The sequence below is a fragment of the Maribellus sp. YY47 genome (assembly GCF_023111095.1).
Lineage (GTDB): Bacteria > Bacteroidota > Bacteroidia > Bacteroidales > Prolixibacteraceae > Draconibacterium.
In genome coordinates this window covers 315235-338998 of the sequence record NZ_JALGYW010000001.1, presented here as the reverse complement: position 1 = coordinate 338998, position 23764 = coordinate 315235, and the positions used below count along the sequence as shown (strand labels likewise).

24 protein-coding genes and 1 tRNA gene are annotated in these 23764 nt (G+C 42.2%); 15 read left to right on the top strand and 10 right to left on the bottom strand.

The genetic code is table 11. From position 1 onward, the window contains the following. Nucleotide 1 precedes the first annotated feature (1 nt). Complete coding sequence (locus tag MR764_RS01510; protein WP_247977614.1) at nucleotides 2-490, bottom strand: sigma-70 family RNA polymerase sigma factor; 489 nt, start codon at nucleotides 488-490, stop codon at nucleotides 2-4. 154 nt (nucleotides 491-644) lie between these two features. Continuing rightward, nucleotides 645-1589 carry a pseudouridine synthase gene (locus tag MR764_RS01505; protein ID WP_247977613.1) on the bottom strand — a complete coding sequence of 315 codons (945 nt, stop codon included), beginning with the start codon at nucleotides 1587-1589 and terminating at the stop codon, nucleotides 645-647. A 100-nt stretch (nucleotides 1590-1689) separates the two neighbouring features. Between MR764_RS01505 and MR764_RS01500 the strand changes: the two genes are divergently transcribed. Further along, nucleotides 1690-2460, top strand: a complete 771-nt coding sequence (locus tag MR764_RS01500; protein ID WP_247977612.1) for a TIGR00266 family protein — start codon at nucleotides 1690-1692, stop codon at nucleotides 2458-2460. Nucleotides 2461-2563: 103 nt separating this feature from the next. On the opposite strand, the gene MR764_RS01495 is transcribed toward MR764_RS01500, so the two are convergent. The 5 genes from MR764_RS01495 to MR764_RS01475 form a co-directional block, all read right to left on the bottom strand. Beyond that, entirely contained in the window at nucleotides 2564-3163 is a 600-nt protein-coding gene (locus tag MR764_RS01495) for a helix-turn-helix domain-containing protein (RefSeq protein WP_247977611.1), read from the bottom strand. Nucleotides 3164-3297: 134 nt separating this feature from the next. Next, on the bottom strand, nucleotides 3298-4626 hold the full coding sequence (locus MR764_RS01490; protein WP_247977610.1) for a deoxyguanosinetriphosphate triphosphohydrolase: 1329 nt from the start codon (nucleotides 4624-4626) through the stop codon (nucleotides 3298-3300). A gap of 93 nt (nucleotides 4627-4719) precedes the next feature. After that, complete coding sequence (locus tag MR764_RS01485; RefSeq protein ID WP_247977609.1) at nucleotides 4720-6183, bottom strand: TrkH family potassium uptake protein; 1464 nt, start codon at nucleotides 6181-6183, stop codon at nucleotides 4720-4722. 107 nt (nucleotides 6184-6290) lie between these two features. Beyond that, entirely contained in the window at nucleotides 6291-6623 is a 333-nt protein-coding gene (locus MR764_RS01480; protein ID WP_247977608.1) for a hypothetical protein, read from the bottom strand. 149 nt (nucleotides 6624-6772) lie between these two features. Continuing rightward, complete coding sequence (locus MR764_RS01475) at nucleotides 6773-7471, bottom strand: SprT family zinc-dependent metalloprotease (RefSeq protein ID WP_247977607.1); 699 nt, start codon at nucleotides 7469-7471, stop codon at nucleotides 6773-6775. Between the two features lie 40 nt (nucleotides 7472-7511). Here MR764_RS01475 and MR764_RS01470 point away from each other — a divergent pair, with 40 nt between their 5' ends. The 3 genes from MR764_RS01470 (at nucleotide 7512) to aqpZ (ending at nucleotide 10832) form a co-directional block, all read left to right on the top strand. Beyond that, nucleotides 7512-8213 carry a hypothetical protein gene (locus MR764_RS01470; protein ID WP_247977606.1) on the top strand — a complete coding sequence of 234 codons (702 nt, stop codon included), beginning with the start codon at nucleotides 7512-7514 and terminating at the stop codon, nucleotides 8211-8213. 544 nt (nucleotides 8214-8757) lie between these two features. Next, nucleotides 8758-9972 (top strand): efflux RND transporter periplasmic adaptor subunit, encoded by a 1215-nt coding sequence (locus MR764_RS01465; protein WP_247977605.1) that lies wholly within the window; start codon nucleotides 8758-8760, stop codon nucleotides 9970-9972. A gap of 176 nt (nucleotides 9973-10148) precedes the next feature. Beyond that, nucleotides 10149-10832 carry an aquaporin Z gene (aqpZ, locus tag MR764_RS01460; RefSeq protein ID WP_247977604.1) on the top strand — a complete coding sequence of 228 codons (684 nt, stop codon included), beginning with the start codon at nucleotides 10149-10151 and terminating at the stop codon, nucleotides 10830-10832. Nucleotides 10833-10884: 52 nt separating this feature from the next. Here aqpZ and MR764_RS01455 read toward each other — a convergent pair. Further along, nucleotides 10885-10958: transfer RNA gene (locus tag MR764_RS01455), tRNA-Ala, on the bottom strand. A gap of 241 nt (nucleotides 10959-11199) precedes the next feature. On the opposite strand from MR764_RS01455, the gene MR764_RS01450 reads away from it, so the two are divergent. Both MR764_RS01450 and hflX read left to right on the top strand, forming a co-directional pair. Further along, nucleotides 11200-11886, top strand: a complete 687-nt coding sequence (locus MR764_RS01450) for an energy transducer TonB (protein ID WP_247977603.1) — start codon at nucleotides 11200-11202, stop codon at nucleotides 11884-11886. 73 nt (nucleotides 11887-11959) lie between these two features. Next, nucleotides 11960-13159, top strand: coding sequence for a GTPase HflX (gene hflX / locus MR764_RS01445; RefSeq protein WP_247977602.1), 1200 nt, complete (start codon nucleotides 11960-11962; stop codon nucleotides 13157-13159). A gap of 4 nt (nucleotides 13160-13163) precedes the next feature. Here hflX and MR764_RS01440 read toward each other — a convergent pair whose 3' ends face one another. Both MR764_RS01440 and MR764_RS01435 read right to left on the bottom strand, forming a co-directional pair. Continuing rightward, nucleotides 13164-14711, bottom strand: coding sequence for a bifunctional GNAT family N-acetyltransferase/carbon-nitrogen hydrolase family protein (locus MR764_RS01440; protein ID WP_247977601.1), 1548 nt, complete (start codon nucleotides 14709-14711; stop codon nucleotides 13164-13166). A gap of 110 nt (nucleotides 14712-14821) precedes the next feature. Further along, the gene (locus tag MR764_RS01435; protein ID WP_247977600.1) at nucleotides 14822-15832 is read right to left on the bottom strand and encodes an aspartate-semialdehyde dehydrogenase; all 1011 of its coding nucleotides are present in this window, start codon (nucleotides 15830-15832) and stop codon (nucleotides 14822-14824) included. A gap of 81 nt (nucleotides 15833-15913) precedes the next feature. Here MR764_RS01435 and MR764_RS01430 point away from each other — a divergent pair, with 81 nt between their 5' ends. From MR764_RS01430 to prfB, 9 genes are all read left to right on the top strand, one after another. Continuing rightward, entirely contained in the window at nucleotides 15914-17353 is a 1440-nt protein-coding gene (locus tag MR764_RS01430) for a lamin tail domain-containing protein (protein ID WP_247977599.1), read from the top strand. A gap of 82 nt (nucleotides 17354-17435) precedes the next feature. Beyond that, nucleotides 17436-17768 carry a PadR family transcriptional regulator gene (locus tag MR764_RS01425; protein WP_247977598.1) on the top strand — a complete coding sequence of 111 codons (333 nt, stop codon included), beginning with the start codon at nucleotides 17436-17438 and terminating at the stop codon, nucleotides 17766-17768. Then, nucleotides 17769-18506 (top strand): hypothetical protein, encoded by a 738-nt coding sequence (locus MR764_RS01420; RefSeq protein WP_247977597.1) that lies wholly within the window; start codon nucleotides 17769-17771, stop codon nucleotides 18504-18506. A 6-nt stretch (nucleotides 18507-18512) separates the two neighbouring features. Beyond that, complete coding sequence (locus tag MR764_RS01415; protein WP_247977596.1) at nucleotides 18513-19220, top strand: hypothetical protein; 708 nt, start codon at nucleotides 18513-18515, stop codon at nucleotides 19218-19220. A 75-nt stretch (nucleotides 19221-19295) separates the two neighbouring features. Then, a complete protein-coding gene (locus MR764_RS01410; RefSeq protein WP_247977595.1) occupies nucleotides 19296-20759 on the top strand; it encodes a DUF5687 family protein in 1464 nt (487 codons plus the stop codon). Between the two features lie 48 nt (nucleotides 20760-20807). After that, complete coding sequence (locus MR764_RS01405) at nucleotides 20808-21536, top strand: ABC transporter ATP-binding protein (RefSeq protein WP_247977594.1); 729 nt, start codon at nucleotides 20808-20810, stop codon at nucleotides 21534-21536. 84 nt (nucleotides 21537-21620) lie between these two features. Beyond that, nucleotides 21621-22091, top strand: coding sequence for a regulatory protein RecX (locus MR764_RS01400; protein WP_247977593.1), 471 nt, complete (start codon nucleotides 21621-21623; stop codon nucleotides 22089-22091). A 68-nt stretch (nucleotides 22092-22159) separates the two neighbouring features. Beyond that, on the top strand, nucleotides 22160-22513 hold the full coding sequence (locus MR764_RS01395; protein WP_247977592.1) for a diacylglycerol kinase family protein: 354 nt from the start codon (nucleotides 22160-22162) through the stop codon (nucleotides 22511-22513). A 69-nt stretch (nucleotides 22514-22582) separates the two neighbouring features. Next, nucleotides 22583-23672, top strand: a protein-coding gene (gene prfB, locus MR764_RS01390) for a peptide chain release factor 2 (protein WP_247977591.1) whose coding sequence is annotated in 2 segments (ribosomal slippage) — nucleotides 22583-22645 and nucleotides 22647-23672 — 1089 coding nt in all. Because the reading frame shifts where the segments join, the coding sequence is not laid out codon by codon here. Nucleotides 23673-23764 lie beyond the last annotated feature (92 nt).

The following is a 23764-nucleotide window of genomic DNA, read 5'->3' as shown; positions in this document are numbered from 1 at the left end:
ATTATCCTTCCGTGTCCATGAATTTCTTTAACTTCTTTTTGATCCGGTTCATTTTCACCCGCACATAATTTTGAGTGATTCCCGTGATCTCAGCAATTTCCTCGTACTTTTTATCTTCGAGGAAAAGCAAAACAATCGACTTTTCAACGCCCGTTAAATAATTAATAGCCTTGTGTAGCTCTTTGATTTTCTCCTCTGTTTCCGAATCATAAACTTCATCTACAATTTGAAAATTCTCGTAAGAAAGAAGATTCTGATCGGGCCTTCTTTTGCTTTTTTTGAAAGTCGTAATTGCTGTATTCAGCGCCACCCTGTACATCCAAGTCGAAACTTTCGACTCTTCCCTGAAAGTTGGGAATGATCTCCAGAGTTGCGCTATAATTTCCTGGAAAAGGTCGCTCCGGTCATCATCTGTGTCGCAATAAATATTGCAGACCTTATGAATGATGCCCTGATTCTTCTGTATTATTTGTAAAAAATCCTTTTCCAAAATCAGGTTATTAGTAGCTAAACTTGTTAAAAATTACACTATTTAATCCCCTAAAATACAGGCTTTAGTGCTTGGATATTCTTGATAAGAAAATAAATTCCTTGTTGATTCTTTCCTTTTCCCCCAGGAAGGCACTGATTATCCCACCCTGAAATTAATGCATTTTCAAAAACTTTACTTCGTCGTCGCTAAGAAAACGCCATTTTCCACGGGGCAGGTTCTTTTTGGTAAGCCCGGCAAATAACACACGATCGAGTTTTTTTACACGGTAGCCCAAATGCTCGAATATACGACGTACAATACGGTTTTTACCCGAATGAATCTCTATCCCTATTTCGGTTTTGGCTTCAGCATCGATATAACTGATCGCATCGGCTGCAATAAAACCATCTTCCAGTTCAACACCTTCAGCAATTTTTTCCAGATCGGCTTTGGTCAGAGGTTTTTCCAGACTCACCTGGTACACCTTTTTCATGTTGTGGCTGGGATGGGTAAGCTTTTTCGACAAATCGCCATCGTTGGTAAAAAGCAACAACCCGGTAGTGTTCCTGTCGAGTCTTCCCACCGGATAAATCCGTTCACTACAGGCCTCCCGAACCAATTCCATCACGGTTCTCTCGGCATGCGGATCGTCGGTAGTTGTTACAAAATCCTTTGGTTTGTTCAGCAACAAATACACCTTTTTTTCGGCGCTCAACACCCGGCCGTCAAAACGAACTTCGTCGCCCGGCATTACCCGTGTTCCAAGCTCCGTAATCACTTTCCCGTTTATGGTAACCACTCCGGCCGTGATATAGGTATCGGCTTCACGGCGCGAGCACACTCCCGAATTGGAAATAAACCGGTTCAAGCGCATTCCTTCCGATGAAAGCGTACGGTCTTTGGGTTGTCTGTCAGGCTTTGCCTCCTGTTTTTTCTTTACAAAAGGTTTCTTCTCCCATTTCCGCGGGGCAAATTCCTTTTTAGGTTCTTCTTTCACTACCGGTCTCGATTTTCCGATTCGCTTTCCGGTAGGAGCTGATCCTGTTTTTTTTGGGGGCCGTCCCGGCGTCCCTGAATTACGCGAACTGCTTCCGCTTCTGTTGTTTTGCCTGTTCATTGCTGTTTTTACTTTTTGCAAAGATCGATAAAAATTCGAATTACAAATTTTATTTGCCTCAAATCCATTAATTTCGGAAAACATTTCAAAAAAACACGTTATGCAATCACACGAAATAGATTACAAAATTATCGGACACGATGTACAACTGGTGGAAGTAGAACTGGATCCCGGAGAAACCGTAATTGCCGAAGCAGGCGCGATGCTCTACATGGAAGAGGGAATTGATTTTCAGGCACGAATGGGTGACGGATCGAATCCAAGAGCAGGCTTTTTTGACAAATTAGTGTCTGCCGGATCACGGTTAATTACCGGAGAATCGCTGTTTCTTACGCACTTCACCAACCAGGGATGGGGCAAAAAACATGTGGCCTTTTCGGCTCCTTACCCCGGAACCATCATCCCTTTAAATCTGCCTTACCTTGGTGGCAGGGTGATCGTTCAAAAAGATGCTTTCTTGTGTGCCGCACTCGGAACCAAAATTTCGATCACCTTCAACCGAAAACTGGGCGCCGGATTTTTTGGCGGCGAAGGATTTATTCTTCAGCAGCTGGAAGGCGATGGCAGAGCGTTTATTCATGCCGGAGGAACTGTTATTGAACGGCAACTAAACAATGAAACCCTAAGAGTGGACACCGGATGTATTGTAGGTTTCGAAACATCGATCGACTACAGTATAGAGCAGGCCGGAAGTTTGCGCTCGATGGTATTTGGCGGCGAAGGAATTTTCCTGGCCACCTTACGCGGTACCGGGAAAGTATGGCTGCAAAGTATGCCGATCCGAAAACTGATTGCTGAACTCTCGCCGGCAGGAGGCAACGCTCGAAAAGAAGGACGATCGGGATTGTTGAATCAACTTTTGGAAGGATAAACCAGTATTCAGTCGCAGTTAACAGTATTCAGGGAAAAGGAATACGAGATTAAAAGTATAATTTTAAATGGGGAGAAGCATCCAAAATCTTCTCCCCATTTTTTTATCTTACAAAGCGAATTCTCGGGAAATAGTTTGTTTCTTTTCCTTTATTAATTCTGAAAGTATTAAAAATAATCAACACCAAATTGTATAGATACAAGCCCCCTAAAGAAAGTATTTTGTAAACAGGATTTCCGAGAATAGCCGGGGAAATATCGCCCGATTGTCTTAGACGATAATAAGTACTGGCAATAAACCAGATATAAGTTATCAAAAGCACAATGGTCCAGGTTATTTGAAAATTAAGCACATTTTTTGCTAATTGATCAATTAGTTTGAGTTTACCTTTTTTCGAGATCCACATGATCAGTGGAATAATAATCCCCAGCAATGGAAAGATAATAAAGCCGAGTGAGGAGAGATTCAATGACATTAAGAAACCTTTGTCTTCTTCTATTTTCCATTCCATCAAATCTTCGGGAGCTACATCCAGTGCCTCCGATAGCCGAACCAAAGTATCACCGCGAGGTTCTGTTTCTCCGTTTTCGATTCGTTGTACCGTTCTCAAACTCACTCCCGATTTATCGGCCAGTAATTCCTGCGATATTCCTTTTCTTGTTCTTAAATTCCTGATGTTTTTTGCCAGATTTTGATTTCTCATTTTCTTAAATTTTGATTTTAGCAGCAAATGTATTTTGCAGCAAACCATCTGGTAACGTCAAGCCTGCGTCATTTCTACGTCATATATGCCAAAGCAAAATATCATGAATGGAAACTGCAACTGAACACTGCAAGCTAAACCACCCCGGGCAAACTTATCCCTCTGATTTTCCGGTACAGATCTAGCGCAAATATGTCGGTCATCCCGGCAACAAAATCTACAATCGATTGAATTTTTGAATAAGCTGAATCATCTGCCGGCTGGTACTGATCGGGTAACAACGAAAGAATTTTCCGGCTGTATCCTTCTTTCGGATTCATTATCGCCTCCACAAATTCGTCCAGCAAAGTCCCAATGATTTTATACCCCGCAATTTCAATTTCCACAACGCTCCGGTGATTGTAAACCTCGGCTACCGAAATCTTTTGAACGCGTTTCATTGCCGCATGCTGAATCGCCGGCAAATGATCGATCAGGCTTTTTTCGAAAGTCCCGGCCAGAATTGCCTCTTCATTTTCTTCGAAAATCCGAATGCATTCATAAATAAGCTTCCCAATCACTCCCGCACGCAGGAAACTAATTTGCTCGTTACGGTCGGTTACTTTCAGCAGAGTGCTTTCAATGCGTTCAAGTTGCGATTTTTCAGCATCGGGATCATAAAATCCGAGGAATAAATTGGTGATGGTATCGTAATTCAGGATGCCCAGTTTAAAGGCATCTTCCAAATCCACGATCTGATAACAAATATCGTCGGCAGCTTCCACCAGGTAAACCAGCGGGTGGCGGCAAAAACTTCCGTCTTCCTTTTGCTGAATCGAAAGTGCTTCTGCAATTTTCAGGTAGTTTTCCTTGTCCGATTGAAAAAATCCAAACTTTGATTTTGTGGCTGCCGTTGATTCAAACGGATATTTCACAATGCTTGCCAGCGTGGAATACGTTAAAGCAAATCCACCGTTTCGCTTCCCGTTAAACTGATGAGTTAAAGTTCGAAAGGCATTGGCATTTCCATCAAAATGTGTAAAATCTCTCCACTCTCCGTCGCTCAGCTCTTCCTCAAATTTCTTCCCGTTTCCTTTTAGGAAAAAATTGGAGATGGCTGCCTCGCCCGAGTGTCCAAAAGGAGGATTTCCGAGGTCATGTGCCAGGCAGGCTGTTGAAACGATGCTGCCAATTTCGTGAATCAAATGATTTTCCGGATATTTTTTCACCAAACGTTCCGCCAGAATACTCCCGAGCGACCGCCCCACACTTGCCACTTCCAGACTATGTGTCAAACGGTTATGCACAAAAACATGCTCAGGCAGTGGAAAAACCTGGGTTTTGTTTTGCATCCGTCTGAAGGGAGACGAAAAAATGATACGGTCGTAATCGCGCTGAAACTGTGTCCGGTCCTCATGAGCCGCCAGTGGCTGATGATCTTCCATTCCCAGTCGTTTGGCAGAAAGCAATTGGTTCCAATCCATCGTAATTATTTAAATCACGAAAATAATGAAATTCCACGATCAAGGAGGAAAAATCAAAACTATCAACCACCATACGGGTAAAGTAGAATGAATTTAGTCGCGCCAGAAAGTACGGGTAAAAATAATGATCACACTATAAATCTCCAGACGACCGATCAACATCAGCAAAGCAAGAAAATACTTGGCTCCGGCGGGCAAGTGCATAAAATTGCTCACCGGACCAACCGTTCCGAAACCGGGCCCGATACCCGCCATACTGGTTGCCACCGCACCAAACGAAGTCGCCAGATCCTCGGTCCACAACAACATGATCATGGTTCCCACGATTACGATGAAATAGTAAACAAAAATGAAGGTCATAATCTGTGTAACATGATTCTCTTTTACCCGTTGCCCGTTGTACTGCAATAGGCGAACCGTATTGGGCGAAATGATTTCCTTGAAAGTCAACTTCATTTTCTTAAAAGCAATCACATGGCGAATCACTTTCACTCCGCCCCCGGTCGATCCAGCAGAAGCTCCGATCAGCATCAGCATCCCGATTAAAAGTATGGCCTGAACCGGCCACTGAAGATAATCGGCAGTGGCAAAACCGGTTGCGGTGATTATTGAAACCACCTGAAAGAAAGAACTCCTGAAAGCACTTTCCAATCCGTATTCCTGATGAAGAGAATAAAGAATCAGTGTAATAACTCCACCAACGACCAGAATAATAGCCAGGTACGCCCTTAATTCTTCGTTGTAAAAAACAGATTTGAACCGCCGGCGAAGCATCATAAAATGCACCGTAAAATTCACTCCCGACAATAACATAAAAAGTGTTATCACATACTGAATGTAAGGCGAATACCCGGCGATACTGTCGTTTTTGGTAGAGAATCCACCTGTGGCAATTGTGGCAAAAGAATGACATACACTATCAAACAACGGCATGCCTCCGATACACAGAAAAATAACTTCAGCAAAGGTTAGTCCCATATAAATAAGCCACAGGTTCCGGGCCACTTTGCGAATTCGGGTCGAAATTTTTTCGTTGTCGACATTTGAAGCCTCAGAATAGAAAAGATAGATTCCGTGAATTTTCAGAAAAGGCATAATGGCCACCACCAGAACGATAATTCCCATCCCCCCGATCCAGTGGGTTTCAGAGCGCCAAAACAAAATACTTTTGGGCAGCGCTTCAATATCGGCCAATATAGAAGATCCCGTGGTGGTAAAACCTGAAATCGACTCAAAAAATGCATTGGTGAACGAAGGGATACTGTTGGTGATCTGATAAGGAATGGTACCAACGAGGCCCATCACTACCCAAGCCATACAAACGATCACAAAACTTTCACGAATCGAAGGTTCAATGTAACGTTGCCGGCGGGTACTAACATTCAATGCAACACCCGACACAAAAGTGGTCGCAAACGACAACAACATTTTTAAAGCGATCGCCTCGCGGTAAAAAAATGAAATCCCCACAGCCAGCAACATAAACAGGCTTTCGAATACCATCACGATGGAGATAAAATGCAAAAGAAGCGCAATATTAATCTTCGATCTCTTCATATTGAAATCAGGGAAACAGCGTGGCAGATCATCTTAAAATTAATGCAAGACGATGTACTGCACTATAAATTTAAAGAATTGGATTGAATTGTTAACTCTCAGGTAATTTACGCCATTCTAACGGGAGGGGGAAGATTTGTATAAAAAAATGCATTGATTTGCAGCGTACTGATGTGTTCCCAATACCAAGGCTCCAAACAGACGAAGGTTTGATCGGGTCGCGCATCGCTTATTTCGGAAGCGACCAAAACCGCCTCTTCCTTTTCCTGTATTTCTTCAACAAATGTCGGTTCATCGGCATTTACCGAATAGTCTTCCTGCTCGTATACCAACGTCGAAAGCTCTTCCACACCAATACGAACCGTACCGGCACAAACGGAAAAGATCACGTTCACGGGTAAAAACAGAACAAGTACAATAATCAGTCGAATCACAACCACTTTTCAGAATTTTCGCGACAAATGTAACACAGCCCCATTGAAGTTTTGCTTTTAACAAAATAAAAGACTCTAATATTGACCATTATTTAATTCATTAGCAATCAAAGCCGACCTACCGGAAAAAACACTAGACAACAATCAATTACGAGTTACAGGATATAAGTCGAAAATTTCCGAACCTGCCCGGCAAGTTCTTTGGCACGGTGGCCGGTAATTTCGTCCAGGCGTTGCCAGAATTTTGGCCCGTGATTTTTTACTTCGGTATGAACGAGTTCGTGCAATAAAATATAGTCGATTAAGGCATCCGGAAGTTTCATCATTTGCAGGTTCAAACTAATGTTGTTGGCCGAAGAACAACTGCCCCAGTTGCGCCGGTTGTCGCGAATGGTCACTTTATTATATTGAAAGCCGTGTTGTTTTGCCAGTTCAGCCAAACGGCCGGGTAATATTTGCTTAGCCTCAAAACGATAGATTTCTGTCAGGCATTTTTCGGCAAAAGCTTTTGACTGATCCGAGTCAAAATCAGCCAGCATAATCCGGATCACTTTCCCTTTTCTGCTTACCCGGTTGGCATCCGACTTCAGGAACTGAACCTGGTACAATTTGGTTTTCATCCCGGCTTCCGGATCAATCTTTGTTTTTCGGGCATCCAGCCGCGACTGTTGCTCCAAAATCCAGGCTTCGTTTTTCAAAACAAAATTCACCACTTCCTTTGATGAAACATAAAAAGGATAGGAGACCAATATTGATTTATCGGGTTTAATGCTTAGTTTTATGTTTTTAGAACGACTATTTTTCGAAAAAGTAACTTGACCAATATGTTTTAGTTGAACTACTTGGTTCGGCATCTGTTATTCTAATAAAAATTCGAAACCAAAGATATCAAACATGGACAATAAAAAAACGGAGGTTTTTGTAAACCTCACCAAAAATGACACTCTCGTTGCATTGGATGACAAAATCCTGAAAGGCAGTCTGGTTTTCGACTCTCTGAATCCGTTCCCGGGCTATTACCACGAACTTCCTACCGATGCCAGTTCGATGTATATATACATGGTATTGGGAAAACAATATCCGCTGGAAGAAATCCTTCGTGCAACGCAAAACATCGAAAAACAGTACGACTGGAATTTTGATGCAGGCAAAGCCTATATTACCATTGGGTCTACGAACCTGGATGCGATCAGGCTGAAGCATTTACCCGAACTTGATCTGGTGGAAAAAATACAGGAAGCCTATCTTAAGCAGGGAATTACTTTCCTGATGAACAAAAAACTAAGCGGGAAACTGGAAGCGCGCACCAAAATTGTGAAATTCCTCGTGTTGGAAGAACTGGCATCGGGCATTTACCAAAACGCCGAAGACGATACTTTTGCCTATATTTTTATTTCGCGCTACCTCGACGCTGAAGAATTTATTAAAGTTTCGATGGACGTGAAGTACAATTGGGAAGCCCACGAGTTTGATGCCGCCAGCGCTTCAATTTATTCAGATGGCAAACTTTATGAAGCCGTACGTATCCGCTCCGACAAAATGGATGTTGAATACTTAAGCGACATCCAAAAACTGTATGAACAGAAAATGAAATAAAATTTCAGCAAAATAATAAAACGAAGGTGGTTCTTTGAGCCACCTTTTTCTGTGAAAGTCTCCCTGTAAACGATAGCAGTAATTTTTAAGAAAATAATTTTCTGTCCGTGCTCTATGGCAACAATGATTTGGTCATTCAGTCTGCTATCAGTTTTTTCTGCGGGTTCCAAGACACCAAGAAAAGCTCGACCTATTTGGCTATACGACTTTCATACTGATTTGTGACAAAATATTGTCATGAAGGTTTTTTCTGAAAGTCAAATATTAAAAATATCCCATTCTCAATTTTGAATGTAAAATATTCAACAAAATCCTGAAAATTGGATATTGCGAATTCTACATTGGGTGTTCTGCATTAAAAATTGTAAACAAATCCCCGATAGAAGTAAAAATCTTTACTTTCATACCTGTTGATGATTCCAGAGAATCATGATTGTTTTATTTTCCAAACCTGCACGCAAAGCCTGAAGATTTTTCTTCATTTTTAATACCTTTGCTGATGCTCGGCAGTTAGTATTGATTGAAAACCTTATCCAACATCTCGATGGGAAATAAAACACGTTTCGTCTCGTTAATCTCGGTTACAATTGTTTTAACCGGAATAATTGTCGTTCTGTTAAGTGGGTGCAACAATCATTCGTCAACCCAAAGTCCATCCTACACAACCGACACCATTTCCAGGGGTGAGGTAGTTTCATCGATAAAGGCATTTGGAACGGTGGAATCAGAAAAAGACCGCATGGTTCTTTGTCCCGAAAGAAGCATCATCAAAAAAGTGTACAAAACGCCGGGTAATAAAGTTTCGAAAGGCGAACTGATCCTGGAGCTCGACGGAGAAAGCGTTCAAAATGAAATCGAAAGAATGACTTCTCAACTCGAAGTTAAAATCAATGCAGTGGAAAAGATCCAACTCAATACTGAAAGCACACAACTCGATCTTAAACAAAATGAAGAAGTCAAGAAGAACAGAATTGAGAAACTAAAAACGATGCTGACTGATCAGGAGAACCTGGTAAAAGCAGGCACGCTCACTGAAAACAGGATGGAAAGAACCCGCCAGGAAATTGACCTGGCTGAAAAAGACCTCCAGAAACTGATCGACAAAAATACGCTGCGTATTGCGCAAATGGAAGCAGACATTAACGGCCAGTTACTGCAGGTTGAAACACAGAAAGCCAACCTAAACGATAAAAAAGCACTGCTGAACAAACTCAAAGTTACCGCACCTGTTCCGGGAGTGATACTGGAAGTAGGAGGAGAAAACGGCTCACGGATAGAAGCCGGGAGGATGCTGGTGCGGATGTCGGATCTTTCATCCTTTAAACTGGTTGGAATGATCGACTCGAAATATTCCTTTCAGCTGAAAACAGGCAACAATGTAGTTGTTCATGCTGAAGGAGGCGATTTGAACGGTCAGATCGGAAAAATTATTCCAATTATGGACGAGCGGATGCAATTCGATGTTCATTTAACCGAAAAAAGTGATCCCAAACTTATTCCGGATCAAAACCTCCCACTCGATATAATCATCAGTGACCAGAAAAATGTACTCCGCTTAAAGAAACAGCCGGAATTTGGAAACACGACACGTCAGTCGCTTTATGTGGTGAAGGGCAAAAAAGCGATAAAAACCGAAGTGGTTTTTGGCACTGTTGGCAGCGACTGGTGCGAAATTGTTTCAGGACTAAACGAAGGTGACGTTATAATAACGAATGGTCCTGATCCGATTTTGGGCACCGATGTCATAGATTTAAAATAACCCGCCCGTCGACTGCTTTTCATTTAATACCGAAACTCCCAATCCGGATATTTCGCTTTATAGATTTGCGATCTGTCTGAAATTAAATCCGCACCCTTTCCTTTTTCTCACAATTTTCCTTTAAATTGTACAGAAACAAATGTTTATCACTCATTATTTCACTAAAAATCATTTTCATGAAAAAATTAGTTGCTGAATTTATTGGAACCATGTGGTTGGTAATCGGTGGTTGCGGAAGTGCAGTATTTGCTGCCGCCTATCCCGATCTCGGAATAGGTTTTGCCGGAGTAGCGCTTGCGTTTGGTCTTACAGTATTAACAATGGTATATGCCATCGGCCATGTATCGGGTTGCCATTTGAATCCAGCGGTATCGGTCGGTCTTTGGGCAGGTGGACGGTTTGATGCCAAAAATCTCCTACCCTACATCATTTCCCAGGTTCTGGGAGCAACCCTGGGTGCCGCCATCTTATACATTATTATTACCGGCTCCGGAAAAGAAATTGGCAGTTTTGCCGCCAACGGCTTTGGCGACTACTCCCCCGACGGATACAGTATGCTTTCGGGACTCGTTTCTGAAATCGTAATGACCTTTATGTTTTTGATTGTTATTTTGGGAGCCACTCATTCGAAGGCGCCAAAAGGATTTGCAGGAATTGCGATAGGTTTAGCTCTAACTCTTATCCATCTAATCAGTATTCCAATTACCAACACATCGGTAAACCCTGCAAGAAGCACCAGTCAGGCATTGTTTGTTGGCGATTGGGCGTTGGGTCAACTGTGGCTTTTCTGGGTAGCCCCGATTATTGGTGCATTGATTGCCGGCTTTGTGTACAAACTGGTTTCACCTGAAAAAAAATAGACCCAAAAATAAAGACATAAAAAAAGAGCGGCATTTTATGTCGCTCTTTTTGTGGAGAATATCGGAATCGAACCGATGACCTTTTGACTGCCAGTCAAACGCTCTAGCCAACTGAGCTAATCCCCCGTTTGAGGTTGCAAATATAAAAATATTTTTTTCAAAACATCCAATAAAAATTTGGTAAAGTTTTTGTTGTTCATTCAAACGGACAGATCTTAGATTTATTCATGAACAGTGTTCATTACGGGGAATTACATTCTACATTAAATTAAAGTATTTAGAGCTTGGAAATAAATATTATTTTCTATCTTTAAACCCCGTTTTTAAGGGACTAAAATTCGAATAAAACAAGTAAAAATAGCTAAGTATGGAACTTAAAAAATCGCCGAAAGCTGATCTCGAAGGCCGTAAGAATACTTACTGGTTGTTGGGATTGGTTGTGGCTTTAGGCATCACACTTGTTGCCTTTGAATGGACTACCAAGCCAAGCAAAGCTGATTCGCTGGGACAAGTTCAGGCACAGGAAGTGGAAGAAGAAATCATTCCGATCACTCGTGAACAGCAAGTAAAACCACCGCCACCACCACCACCACCAAAAGTTGTTGAAGTATTGAATATTGTAAGCGACGAGGTGAAAATTGAAGACGAACTCGAGATCGACTCAGAAGCAGACGAAAACACCGTGATCGATGTTGCTCCGGTAATTGAAACTGCTGAAGAAGAAGAAGAAGATGAAGCTCAGGTTTTCCTTATCGTGGAAGACATGCCTGAATTCCCGGGTGGTGACCTGGCATTGCGTAAATACATTGCCAACGCTATCAAATATCCTGTAATCGCTCAGGAAAACGGTATCCAGGGTAAAGTTTATGTAACTTTCGTTGTTGGAAAAGACGGAAAAGTAACCAATGCAAGTATTGCAAGGGGTGTTGACCCGTCGCTCGACAAAGAAGCGCTTCGCGTTGTAAACAGCCTTCCTACATGGAAGCCCGGAAAACAACGTGGCAAACCAGTTAATGTATCGTACACGGTGCCAATTAACTTCGTGTTGCAGTAATAACAGAAAGACAATATCTTTGCACTCCTGTTTCTTATGAAGCAGGAGTTTTTTTGTGATTAAAAATTAGACAATGATAGAAACAGCACCTATAACAGAAAAAGCAGTAATTGTTGGATTAATCAACTCTCAGCAGGACGAACGTCAGGTTAAGGAATATCTGGATGAACTGGAGTTTCTGGCCGACACAGCGGGTGCTGTTGTTTTGAAGAAATTTACCCAGAAAATGGATGTCCCCAACAAAGCCACCTTTGTTGGCCCGGGGAAACTTGAGGAAATTGGCAATTACATTAAAGTAGTGGAAGCCGATACTGTTATTTTCGATGACGAGCTTTCGCCCACGCAGCTTCGGAATATAGAACGCCAGCTGGAATGCAAAATTCTGGACCGGACCAACCTTATTCTGGATATTTTTGCCAAACGAGCACAAACCGCTCATGCAAAAACGCAGGTAGAACTGGCACAATATCAATACCTGCTCCCGCGACTAACAAGAATGTGGACCCACCTTGAGCGTCAGCGGGGAGGTATCGGGATGCGCGGTCCGGGGGAAACTCAGATTGAAACCGACCGCCGTATTATCCTCGAAAAAATTGCCCGGCTAAAGGAACAGCTGATAAAAATCGACAAGCAAAAAGCAACTCAGCGGAAAAACCGCGGGAAGCTGGTTCGGGTTGCTTTGGTCGGATACACCAACGTCGGAAAATCGACGATCATGAATATGATGGCCAAATCAGAAGTGTTTGCCGAAAATAAACTTTTTGCAACCCTCGATACCACCGTCAGAAAAGTAGTTATCGAAAATATTCCTTTTCTGCTGGCCGATACCGTTGGGTTTATCCGCAAACTTCCTCACGGACTGGTTGAATCGTTCAAATCGACCCTCGATGAAGTGCGCGAAGCCGACATTCTCTTGCACATTGTAGACATTTCACATTCCGGTTTTGAAGAACAGATCGAAACTGTTAACAATACCTTAAAGGAAATTGATGCCGGTGATAAACCGCTGATTTACATCTTTAATAAAATTGATGCGTTCTCGCACGAAGAAAAAGATGAAGATGACTTGACACCACGTACAAAGGCCAATTTCACCCTGGATGAATGGAAAAACTCGTGGATGGCAAAAAACAATACTCCTGCTTTGTTTATTTCTGCGATTGAGAAGGAAAACATCGATTCTTTCAAGCAGAATTTATACGAAGCGGTGAAAAAGATACATGTTCAACGTTTTCCGTTCAACGATTATCTGTATGAAATTACAGAGGAGTAATTATTTACTCCTTACAATTTTCATCGCCCTGCTTATTCAGGCAAACCGAATACAAGTCGGTTCTCCTGTCTTTTAAATTACGCACCGCGCCAAAAGAGTGGAGTTCTTTGAGCAGGTCAAGATCAGCATCGGCCACCAGAATCATTTCGGTGTTGGCTGTTGCTTCTGCTTTTATGCCGTTGGCAGGAAACGAAAAATCGCTGGGAGTAAATACCACCGACTGCGCAAACTGAATGTCCATGTTTTCGACCTTGGGTAAATTTCCAACCGAACCGGCAATGGCCACATAGCATTCGTTCTCAATAGCACGGGCACGGGCACAATAACGTACCCGCGAGTATCCGTTTTGTGTATCTGTCAGGAACGGAACAAATAATATATTCATCCCCTGCTGCGCAAGAATTCTTGGAAGTTCGGGAAACTCAACGTCATAACAAATCAACACCCCGATCGGGCCACAATCCGTTTCAAAAACTTCGACGGTGTTTCCTCCCGACAAGCCCCACCATTTTGCCTCGTCGGGTGTGACGTGAATTTTCTCGTACATTTCAGAAGTTCCGTTTCTCCGGCACACAAATCCGACGTTATACAGTTTTTCATCTTTCACCGCCGGCATGCTTCCGGTGATAATATTGATATTGTATGAAATTGCGAGTTTGGTAAAACGCTCTTTGATCTCATCGGTATATTCAGCCAGCTTCCGAATGGCCTTCGCCTCTGAAAGGTGATTGTAGTCGGCCATCAACGGAGCATTAAAAAACTCGGGAAACAAAACAAAGTCACTTTTATAACTCGAAACTGCATCCACAAAATATTCCACCTGGGTGAACAACTCACCAATATCTTTATAAAGCCGCATTTGCCATTGTATCAATCCAATGCGAACGACAGACTTGTGCGCTCCGGCTTTATCCGAAGTTTTCTGGTAATAAATATTGTCCCACTGAAGCAAAACAGCATATTCTTTCGATTCTTTATCACCCGGCATGTAACCCTTCAAAATTTTTTTAACATGGAAATCGTTCGAAAGCTGAAAAGTTAAGGTGGGATCATACAATTCGCGCAACTTCACCTTTTGAATGAATTCCTTCGGAGTTACTTCGCTGGCGTGCAGGTGATAATTTGGGATACGCCCTCCAAACACAATCGCTTTTAAATTGAGGTTTTCACAAAGCTCTTTCCGCGCATCGTACAACCGGCGACCAATACGCAGCCCGCGATAATCGGGACGGATAAAAACATCGATTCCGTAAAGTACATTTCCTTTCGGATTATGGGTGTTGAAAGTGTAATTGCCTGTTATTTCCTGGTAGGTATGATCGTCACCAAACAATTCGTATTTTACGATGATAGAAAGAGCACACCCGACAACTACATCGTTCACCAGCACAGCCAGCTGCCCTTCCGGAAAAATCTTTAACAGCTTTTGAAAATGCAGCTCACCCCAGTAAGCACCCGGCCAATTGGAGTAGGCCTCAATCATCGACTTCTTGAGTTCTTCGTAATCTCCCAGATTTAATTGTCGCAATTCAACGGTGTCAATTGGTTCCATAAATGCCTGTAATTTAGATCCGGTATAATTTACTAAAAATACGGAAGTCTCAAAAACAAAAAAAGTCCGGAGTTACCGGACTTTCTTGTAATATGATATGAGCTAACGTCTTATTTTACTTCTCCTTTGGCCACCAGCCATTCAGCAATTTGTACTGCATTTAAAGCCGCACCTTTTTTAATTTGGTCGCCTACACACCAGAAAGTGATTCCGTTTGGATTGGCAACGTCTTTGCGAATTCTTCCCACATAAACATCGTCTTTACCCGACACAAACAACGGCATCGGATATTGTTTTTCTGCAGGCTTGTCAACAACCGTTAATCCTTCGAAATTTTCGAATGCAGCTTTTACTTCTTCCACCGAAAGTGGTTTTTCGGTTTCCACCCAAACCGCTTCAGAGTGGGCACGGGCTACCGGGATACGCACACAGGTTGCACTCACTTCGGCATCGGTGTGCATAATTTTCTTGGTTTCCCAGTTCATTTTCATCTCTTCCTTGGTATAATCGTTATCCAGGAAAACATCAATTTGCGGGATGATATTCATCGCCAACTGATACGGAAATTTACTGATCGTTGGTTCTTCACCATTGGCTACTTCTTTCACCTGGTTTTCCAATTCGGCAATTCCCTGTGCACCTGCACCGCTCGCTGCCTGATAAGTAGCTACATGAATGCTTTTGATCGGAGAAAGATCTTCAATAGGCTTCAGCGCTACCACCATCTGAATGGTTGAACAGTTTGGATTGGCAATGATATTACGCGGACGATTCAAGGCATCTTCCGGGTTTACTTCGGGCACAACCAATGGTACGTCGTCGTCGTAACGAAATGCGCTCGAATTATCAATCATGATAGCTCCGTGCTTGGTGATGGTTTCAGCATATTCTTTTGAAATACTTGCACCGGCAGAAGTCAAGGCAATATCAATATCTTTAAAATCGTCGCCATGCTTGAGTTCCTTTACAGTAAGCTGTTTACCCTTGAATTCGTAGGTACGGCCGGCACTCCTTGCCGAGCCAAAAATCACGAGCTCGTCCATCGGGAAATTTCTCTCTGCGAGCACTTTCAGGAACTCCTGTCCTACGGCACCGCTCACGCCAACAATTGCAACTCTCATGTTTGAATCTTTTAATAAATTAAAGTCCTTGCTATCAATTAAGTGGGCCAAAGTTAGTATTTTGCAAATAATTGTAATGTTATGAGGCCCAATCTTCCAAAAATATTAACATTCCTCCTTGTCTTTTATAGCCTGCCGGGGCATTCTCAGGAAATATGGAGTGAGCATTTCTCTCTTCCTGAAAAAGGCATTTGGGGATCTGACGACGGGAGCACTGTACTCTCCGATTTTGAAGGCATCACATCCTGGACTTTGGAATACCCCAATGTTTCGCTTTCAAATGCTGACGACTATGCCAAAACAGTTTCCACTTCGGGAGGAAGGTTTGAATGCCGCGACATTAATGGCGAAGTGGTTTGGTACTCTGAAGAAATCGATATTTCGGAATATACCAACGTCAACATTCAGCTCATTGCCAGCGAAACGGGAAGCGGCAAAAACGAAGAGACAAAATATCTGAAAGCCTTTTATCAAATCGATGACGGCCCTGTTTTTCTTTTTGAAAGCAAGGGAGAAAACTATGGAAACTGGGGGCTTGACACTGCCCGCCAAACCAATTTGAATGGAGAAAGGCTGCAGATCGTGGTACAGATGAACAATCATTATGCATCGGATAAAGTGATTTTGGATGAAGTGGTGGTAAGCGGCGAAGAAAAGGATCCGGTGTTTATTGAGCCCGGCGACATACTGATCAGCGAAGTGCTTTTTAACCCGGTTCCGGAAGGCGAAGATTATGTGGAGATTTACAACTATTCGGAAAAGCAAATCCCACTCAATAAACTATACCTGGCCTCGAGAGACACGAAACTGGAACTCACTCAAATTTATTCGCTCACCACCGAAAAACTTTACTTCGAACCCGGCAGTTACCTCGCGCTTACCAAAGATACAAACGGCGTTTTCCCCTGGTTTTCCATCGAGTGCACCGACTGTTTTCTGCAAATGGAAAAATTCCCCTCTTTTAATAATGATGAAGATTACGTGGTTTTGCTCAACAACGAGCTGGAAGTAATCGATGAGTTGCATTACACCGAAGACCTGCATCTTCCAGTGTTTCATGACCGCGAGGGAATTTCGCTCGAACGAATTTCGTTTACCTCTGCTACCAACCAACCAGACAACTGGCACTCGGCCTCATCGTTATCGGGCTACGGCACACCCGGTTATACAAATTCACAAACAGAAAACGACCTCGCTGAAAAGGCAACCGTAAGTTTCGATCCTGAATCGTTCTCACCCAACAGTGACGGTTACAACGACGAGTATTTCATTCACTTTCAACTCGACAAACCCGGTTACCTCTGCAATGTTTGGGTATTTGATGCAGCCGGACGGCAAATAACACAGTTGGCACAAAACAATGTTTTGGGAATATCGGAAAGGCTTTCGTGGAACGGCACCAATGAAAACGGACAAGTCCAAAAATTGGGTGTTTATGTTGTTTTGGTCGAATTGTACGACCTCAACGGAAATATTACCCGCTACAAGGACGGAGTAGTTTTAACCAATGTTTTGAAATAAACTCCCTCTTTCATTCCCAAAAGTGATTCTAAAACATATTGCCTAAGAATCTTAGGTATGAGATTTTTATTACCTTTAGTTCATGCAAAAAAATCAATTGTATAAAGGAAGTCTTTCGACCATTGTGCTGAAACTGTTGAATGATAAAGGGAAAATGTACGGTTACCAGATTACCCGAGAAGTAGAGCAAATAACCACCGGGGAACTCGTGATCACCGAAGGTGCACTTTATCCCACCCTGCACAAACTGGAAGCGAAAGGCCTGCTTAGCGTTGAAATAAAAACGGTAAACAACCGCCCGCGCAAATATTATTTCCTAACCGAAAACGGGAAAGAAGAGACCCTTAACCTGCTAAACGAAATGAAATCCTTTATCCAGAATATGGATGTATTGTTAAACCCAAAACTTGCCTAGGTGAACCGCGCAGTTACAACCGAAGAAACCCAACGGCTTTTTGACTTTTGCCGTGCACAAAATGTAGAACATTACGATCTGCAAATAGAACTGGTCGATCACCTGGCATCGTCAATTGAAGAACAATGGGAGAAATGGCCGGAACTCTCATTTGAATATACACTAACCCAGGCATTCAAAAATTTCGGCAAGAAAGGTTTTACCGAAATTTGTAAGGTCAAAAAGAAAGAACTAAATAAAAAATATACCCACCTTCACATGCAGTTCTTTTATCGTTTTTTCCGTTGGCCGCAAATCTTATTGACTTTTATTCTTACCTATCTGCTATTCGAGATAATTGTATTAACAGGAAGTTTTCGAACAACTTATTTCATTTATTTCGCCATAGCCTTAAGTGCCCTCGCTTTTTTCTATTTATACTGGTTTCCGCGAAAAATAAAATTTGAGTTAAAAGACAACGCAAAGTTTCTAATGCTTGAGTTGCTCAAACAACGTTATCAACATTTTGTACTGTTTGCCTTTCTTCCGCTGAATATATTGAATGTTTTCACAATGGATATTTTTCCAAAAGAAAAATGGACTACACTATCATTCCAAGACCTTAAAGTTCAGCTTACTGTTGTTTTAATGGCTTTTCTAATGGTATGCTTTGCCATTCTAACTTATAGTTTCTCGGTATATGCTACAAAGAAAATTAAGGAGCATTTCCTTGCCCAGTATCCTGAATTTGTAAAATAACCACCTATGAACCGCACCATCACAAACAACGAAACCCAGTTTCTCTTTGAGTTCTGCCGAAAACACTACGTTTATCATTACGATTTACAGGTGGAACTAGTCGATCACCTCGCCTCATCGATTGAGGAGCAATGGATGGAGAAACCTGAGCTTTCATTCGAAAATGCATTATGGAATTCTTTCAGGAAATTTGGCATTTCTGGCTTCAGCAAGATCAAAGAACAAAAGCAAAAAGAACTCAGGAAAAAATACAACCGGCTTTTATGGAAATACCTGTTTGACTTTTTTAGCTGGCCTAAAATTGTAATGACATTTGCTTTTACAACCGTACTTGCCACGCTCTTTAAGTGGATTGAGAACGACCTATGGATTATTGTACCGTACTTTGGCGCAATGACTATTTTCCTTGTGTTTTATTACTACAGAATTTATCCCACACATTACAAAATAGGTAAGATAAATGGTAAAAAATTTATGCTCCTCGAACAATTGCAGGGAGCACAATTCATGACAATGCTTTTTATACAGGTTCCTATTCAAATTCCAAATTTTTGGAACATTTCAAAAGCATCTTTTATTCAAAGCAATGTCGGAATAATCTTTATTTCATTGCTGATAATTGTGTTTACAATTGTGCTATTGGGGCAGTTGCTTTATCTGCCCGAAAAGATAAAAGAACACTTCAGTGAACAATTTCCCGAGTTTGCGGTGTAACTTTAACCACATCTCAAGTACAAACAATAAAACCAAAGTCTCAATACGATAAATCTCAATACTCACTACTCGAATATGAAACGTAATTTCTTCTATTTTGCCTGGAAAGAATTTATCCGGTCGGCCTCGAAAAACAAAAACATGGCTACCAAGGGGATACTTATTTTCCTCGCTTTGTACTTTTCGCTGGTCGGCACCCTAATGGGCTTTCAACTGGCTGAAGAGATGGCTGATCTCCAAAATAAAATGATGGCCTTTAACGCCGCAGTTTTCATCTATGTCGGATTCGACCTCGTGATGCGCATCATGGTACAAAATCTGCCCACTTTTGGATTTCAGCCCTTTATGATCATCCCCCTGAAGCGAAAAAGGATTGCCCGTTATATGCTGAACAAATCGTTACTGCATTTTTTTAATGTACTTCCATTGTTTTTGCTTTTGCCTTTTGCGCTCAGGATCGCACAGAACGAATTGGCTACTCCGGCTTTCGCAGCCTGGCTTTCATCGCTTATCCTGATGATTTTTGTAAACCACTATCTGGCCATTTACATTAAGTGGCGTACCAACGAATCGGATGTTTTGTTTTACGGATTTCTGGCACTGGCTGCTGGAATTGTCGCTTTGCAATATTTCGGCCTTGTAAATATCAACGCGGCCTTCGGAAAAATATTCGATTTTGTAATTGCCCAACCACTGGCAGTCTTTATTTTCCCGCTTCTGATTGCTGCGCTCTATCTTTTGAACCAGAACTACATCAACAACCGGTTCTACCTCGACGAGCTAAGCAAAAAGAAAAAAGAAGGAAAAGCACACGACTTCTCGTGGCTGAACAACGTGGGGAGTTACGGCAAAATGCTGTCGCTCGAAGTAAAAATGATCCTGCGCAACAAACGATCCAAAAGCAGCGCTGTCATGTCTGTTCTGTTTCTGTTTTATGGCCTTATCATCTATAAAGACATAAAACCCGATGGTCCTGATTTTATTCTGGTTTTTGGAGGAATGTTTATGACCGGAATTTTCAGCATGATGTACGGACAGTTTTTTCCGGCCTGGCACGGAAAATATTACCCCTTGCTAATGGCTCAAAACGTAAAAATGAAACAGGTGTTGCAATCGGCCTTTTTCCTGATGGCTGCTACCAATTTTGTACTATATCTGCTGTCGCTCGGCTACATGTACATTACTCCCAAAGTATTATACATACACTTTGTGGTAATGCTTTACAATGTAGGTATAAATTCGTGGGTAATTTTTGCGCTGGGGCTTAACAGCCGCAAAGCTATAGAACTCAATCAACGCGCCGCATTTAATTACCAGGGTGTTGGAGCAACCCAGTGGCTGATGACTTTCCCGGTTCTCTTTGGCCCCATGGCAATCTTCGGACTCCTGTCCTGGGCCTTTGGAAACATTGCCGCCTACTTTATTTTCGGAGCACTGGGATTAATCGGCATCATCTTACATCCTAAACTGATCGATTATTTCACCGGGCAATACCTGAAACGCAAACACAAAATGATTGCAGGGTATAAAGCCACTTAGCAATCAGACATTCAAAATGAAAAATTAGAAATTGAAAAAATAAATATCATGATACAGGCAATTAATTTACAAAAGGATTACAACGGAACTACCGTACTGAATTTACCGGAACTAACCATCGAAAAGGGCGAAGTCTTCGGACTGGTGGGCAATAACGGAGCCGGAAAAACTACCTTCTTTTCGTTGTTACTCGATCTTATTCGAGCCACCCGCGGGAAAGTGATTATTAACGAAATTCAGGTAGCCAAGTCGGAAGACTGGAAAGAGCAGGTTTCGGCCTATATCGACGAATCGTTTACTATCGGCTACCTTACTCCCGACGAGTATTTCAATTTTATCGGAGAATTGCGCAACCTAAACACGACCGACGTAAAAGCCTTTCTTGAAAGGTTTGCCGATTTTTTTAAAGACGAAATTGTGGGCAAAAAGAAATACATCCGCGACCTCTCAAAAGGAAACCAGAAAAAAGTGGGTGTTGTCGGCGCTTTTATGGGTAATCCGGAAGTGATTATTCTGGATGAACCTTTTGCCAACCTCGATCCTTCGTCTCAGTACCAGTTGCGAAACATCATCAAGGAAATAGGTAAACAAAAGGATAAAACCATTCTGATTTCGAGTCACGATCTTGATCACGTAACCGATGTTTGTTCCCGAATTGTGATCCTTGAAAAAGGAGAAGTGGTGCGCGACGTACAAAAAACAGAATCCACGCTGGCCGAACTCGAAGAATTCTTTACTGGGGTGAAAAAAGAGACTTCTTTCATCGATGAATTATAAAACGAGACAAACCCCTATCAACCAACAAAAAAGGTTAGGTTGCAGACGGTTTTTTCTGTAATTTTAACAGAAATTTACCCAAAAATGGAAAGTAGCGAACATAACATCAAACAGGCCTACAGTAAAATGGCTCAGCTATGCAGTCGTTCTGAACAATGCTCAGCTGACATCCGAAAAAAAATAATGGCCTACGAAATCGTAGATGAAATTGTGGATGAAATCATCTCCAAACTGATTGAAGAAAAATTCATCGACGACGAAAGATATGTTCGTGCCTATGTCAACGACAAGTTCAAAATCAACAAGTGGGGAAAGGTAAAAATGCGCCATTACCTGCGCGCTAAAGGACTTTCGGACAGCTTAATTCAGAAAGGCCTTGATAATATTGACGATGAAAAGTACAGAACACTTTTGATTAAAACCATGAAGGAAAAGGCGAAAACGCTCAAAAAGAAAAGCCGCTTCGAAAAAATGGGGCAGGTTATCCGCTACGCCCAAAACCGGGGTTTTGAACCCGAACTGATACACCGCTATATGAATGAAGCAATCGATTAAGCAGACTTACAAGAAATTACCTCTAAACTACTAAATTGGAAAACGGGAAATTCTCCATACTTAAACGCTTGAAAAGCTTTTCATTTGCGTTTAATGGTCTTCAGATACTTTTCAAAGAAGAACACAATTCACGGATTCATTTTGTGGCAGCTATAATTGTAATAATTGCCGGAATCATTTTTCATATTACTGCTTACGAATGGCTGGCCCTGGTTTTTGTAATCGGATTGGTTATTGCAATGGAAGCCATTAATTCAGCGCTCGAAAACCTGGCCGATTTTGTTTCTCCGGGAAAACACGATCAAATCAAAAAAGTAAAAGATCTGGCAGCTGCAGGTGTTTTAATTTCCGCCACAACAGCACTCATAGTAGGATTGATCATTTTTCTGCCGAAAATCCAGGATCTGTTGATCACAAAATAGGTACGAAAAGAAACTTTAAACTCTGAACTTTTCCTGCTACCTTTGCACTCCATCAAAAAACATTAAATAATGATCTTAAAGGAACAGGTAAAAAACCTTGTTGAGCGCCGGGATGCGCTGAGGAGGCATCTTTGACTACGATGCAAAATTAATTGAAGTAGAAGAAGAAGAACTCAAAACACAGGACCCCGATTTTTGGAACAATCCCAAAGAAGCTGAAGCCCAAATGAAAACGATTCGCACCATTAAAGTGTGGACCGATGGTTTTCAGAAAGTAAATCAGGCTGTAGAAGATTTTTTGGTACTTTATGAATTCTTTGAAATGGAAGAAGCCCCGGAAGACGAAGTGGAAAGCTCGTATTCCGAAACGTTGATCCTAATCGAGGAACTGGAAGCCAAAAATATGCTTCGAAGTGAAGAAGATCATCTGGGGGCTGTACTCAAAATAAATGCAGGCGCCGGGGGTACCGAAAGTAACGACTGGGCCGATATGCTTTTCCGCATGTATACCCGCTATGCTGAACAACATGGGTATAAATTAAAAATCGCCGACATGCAACCCGGCGATGAAGCAGGAATAAAAAGTTGCACCATCGAAATTGAGGGAGATTATGCTTACGGCTACCTGAAAAGCGAAAACGGCGTACACCGGCTGGTGCGTTTATCGCCGTTCAACGCGCAAAACAAACGCATGACTTCCTTTACTTCGGTTTATGTAGCTCCGCTGGTCGACGATTCCATTGAAATAGAAATCAATCCTTCCGACATTAGCTGGGATACGTTCAGAAGTGGAGGTGCCGGCGGACAGAACGTAAACAAAGTGGAAACGGGCGTACGACTGCGCCACGCTCCTACCGGAATTACCATTGAGAATACCGAGAGCCGCTCGCAGCTGGGCAACAAGGAAAATGCACTGCGCCTGTTGAAATCGCAGCTTTACGAAATGGAACTCCGCAAACGACGCGAGAAAACCATGGAAATTGAAGCCCAGAAAAAGAAAATTGAATGGGGATCACAGATTCGTTCGTATGTATTGCAGCCCTACAAAATGGTGAAGGACTTGCGCACGGGTTACGAAACCGGGAATGTGAATGCGGTACTCGACGGTGAACTTGATGGATTTATCAAAGCCTACCTGATGGAATTTGGCGGTGAATAATACTAAAATCGTCCTTTTCTCTTTGGAAATTTCAGGGGCTTTTGGCATCTTGTGGCTTTATGTGTTCTAGTGTTCAAACAGGCAAATTTCGC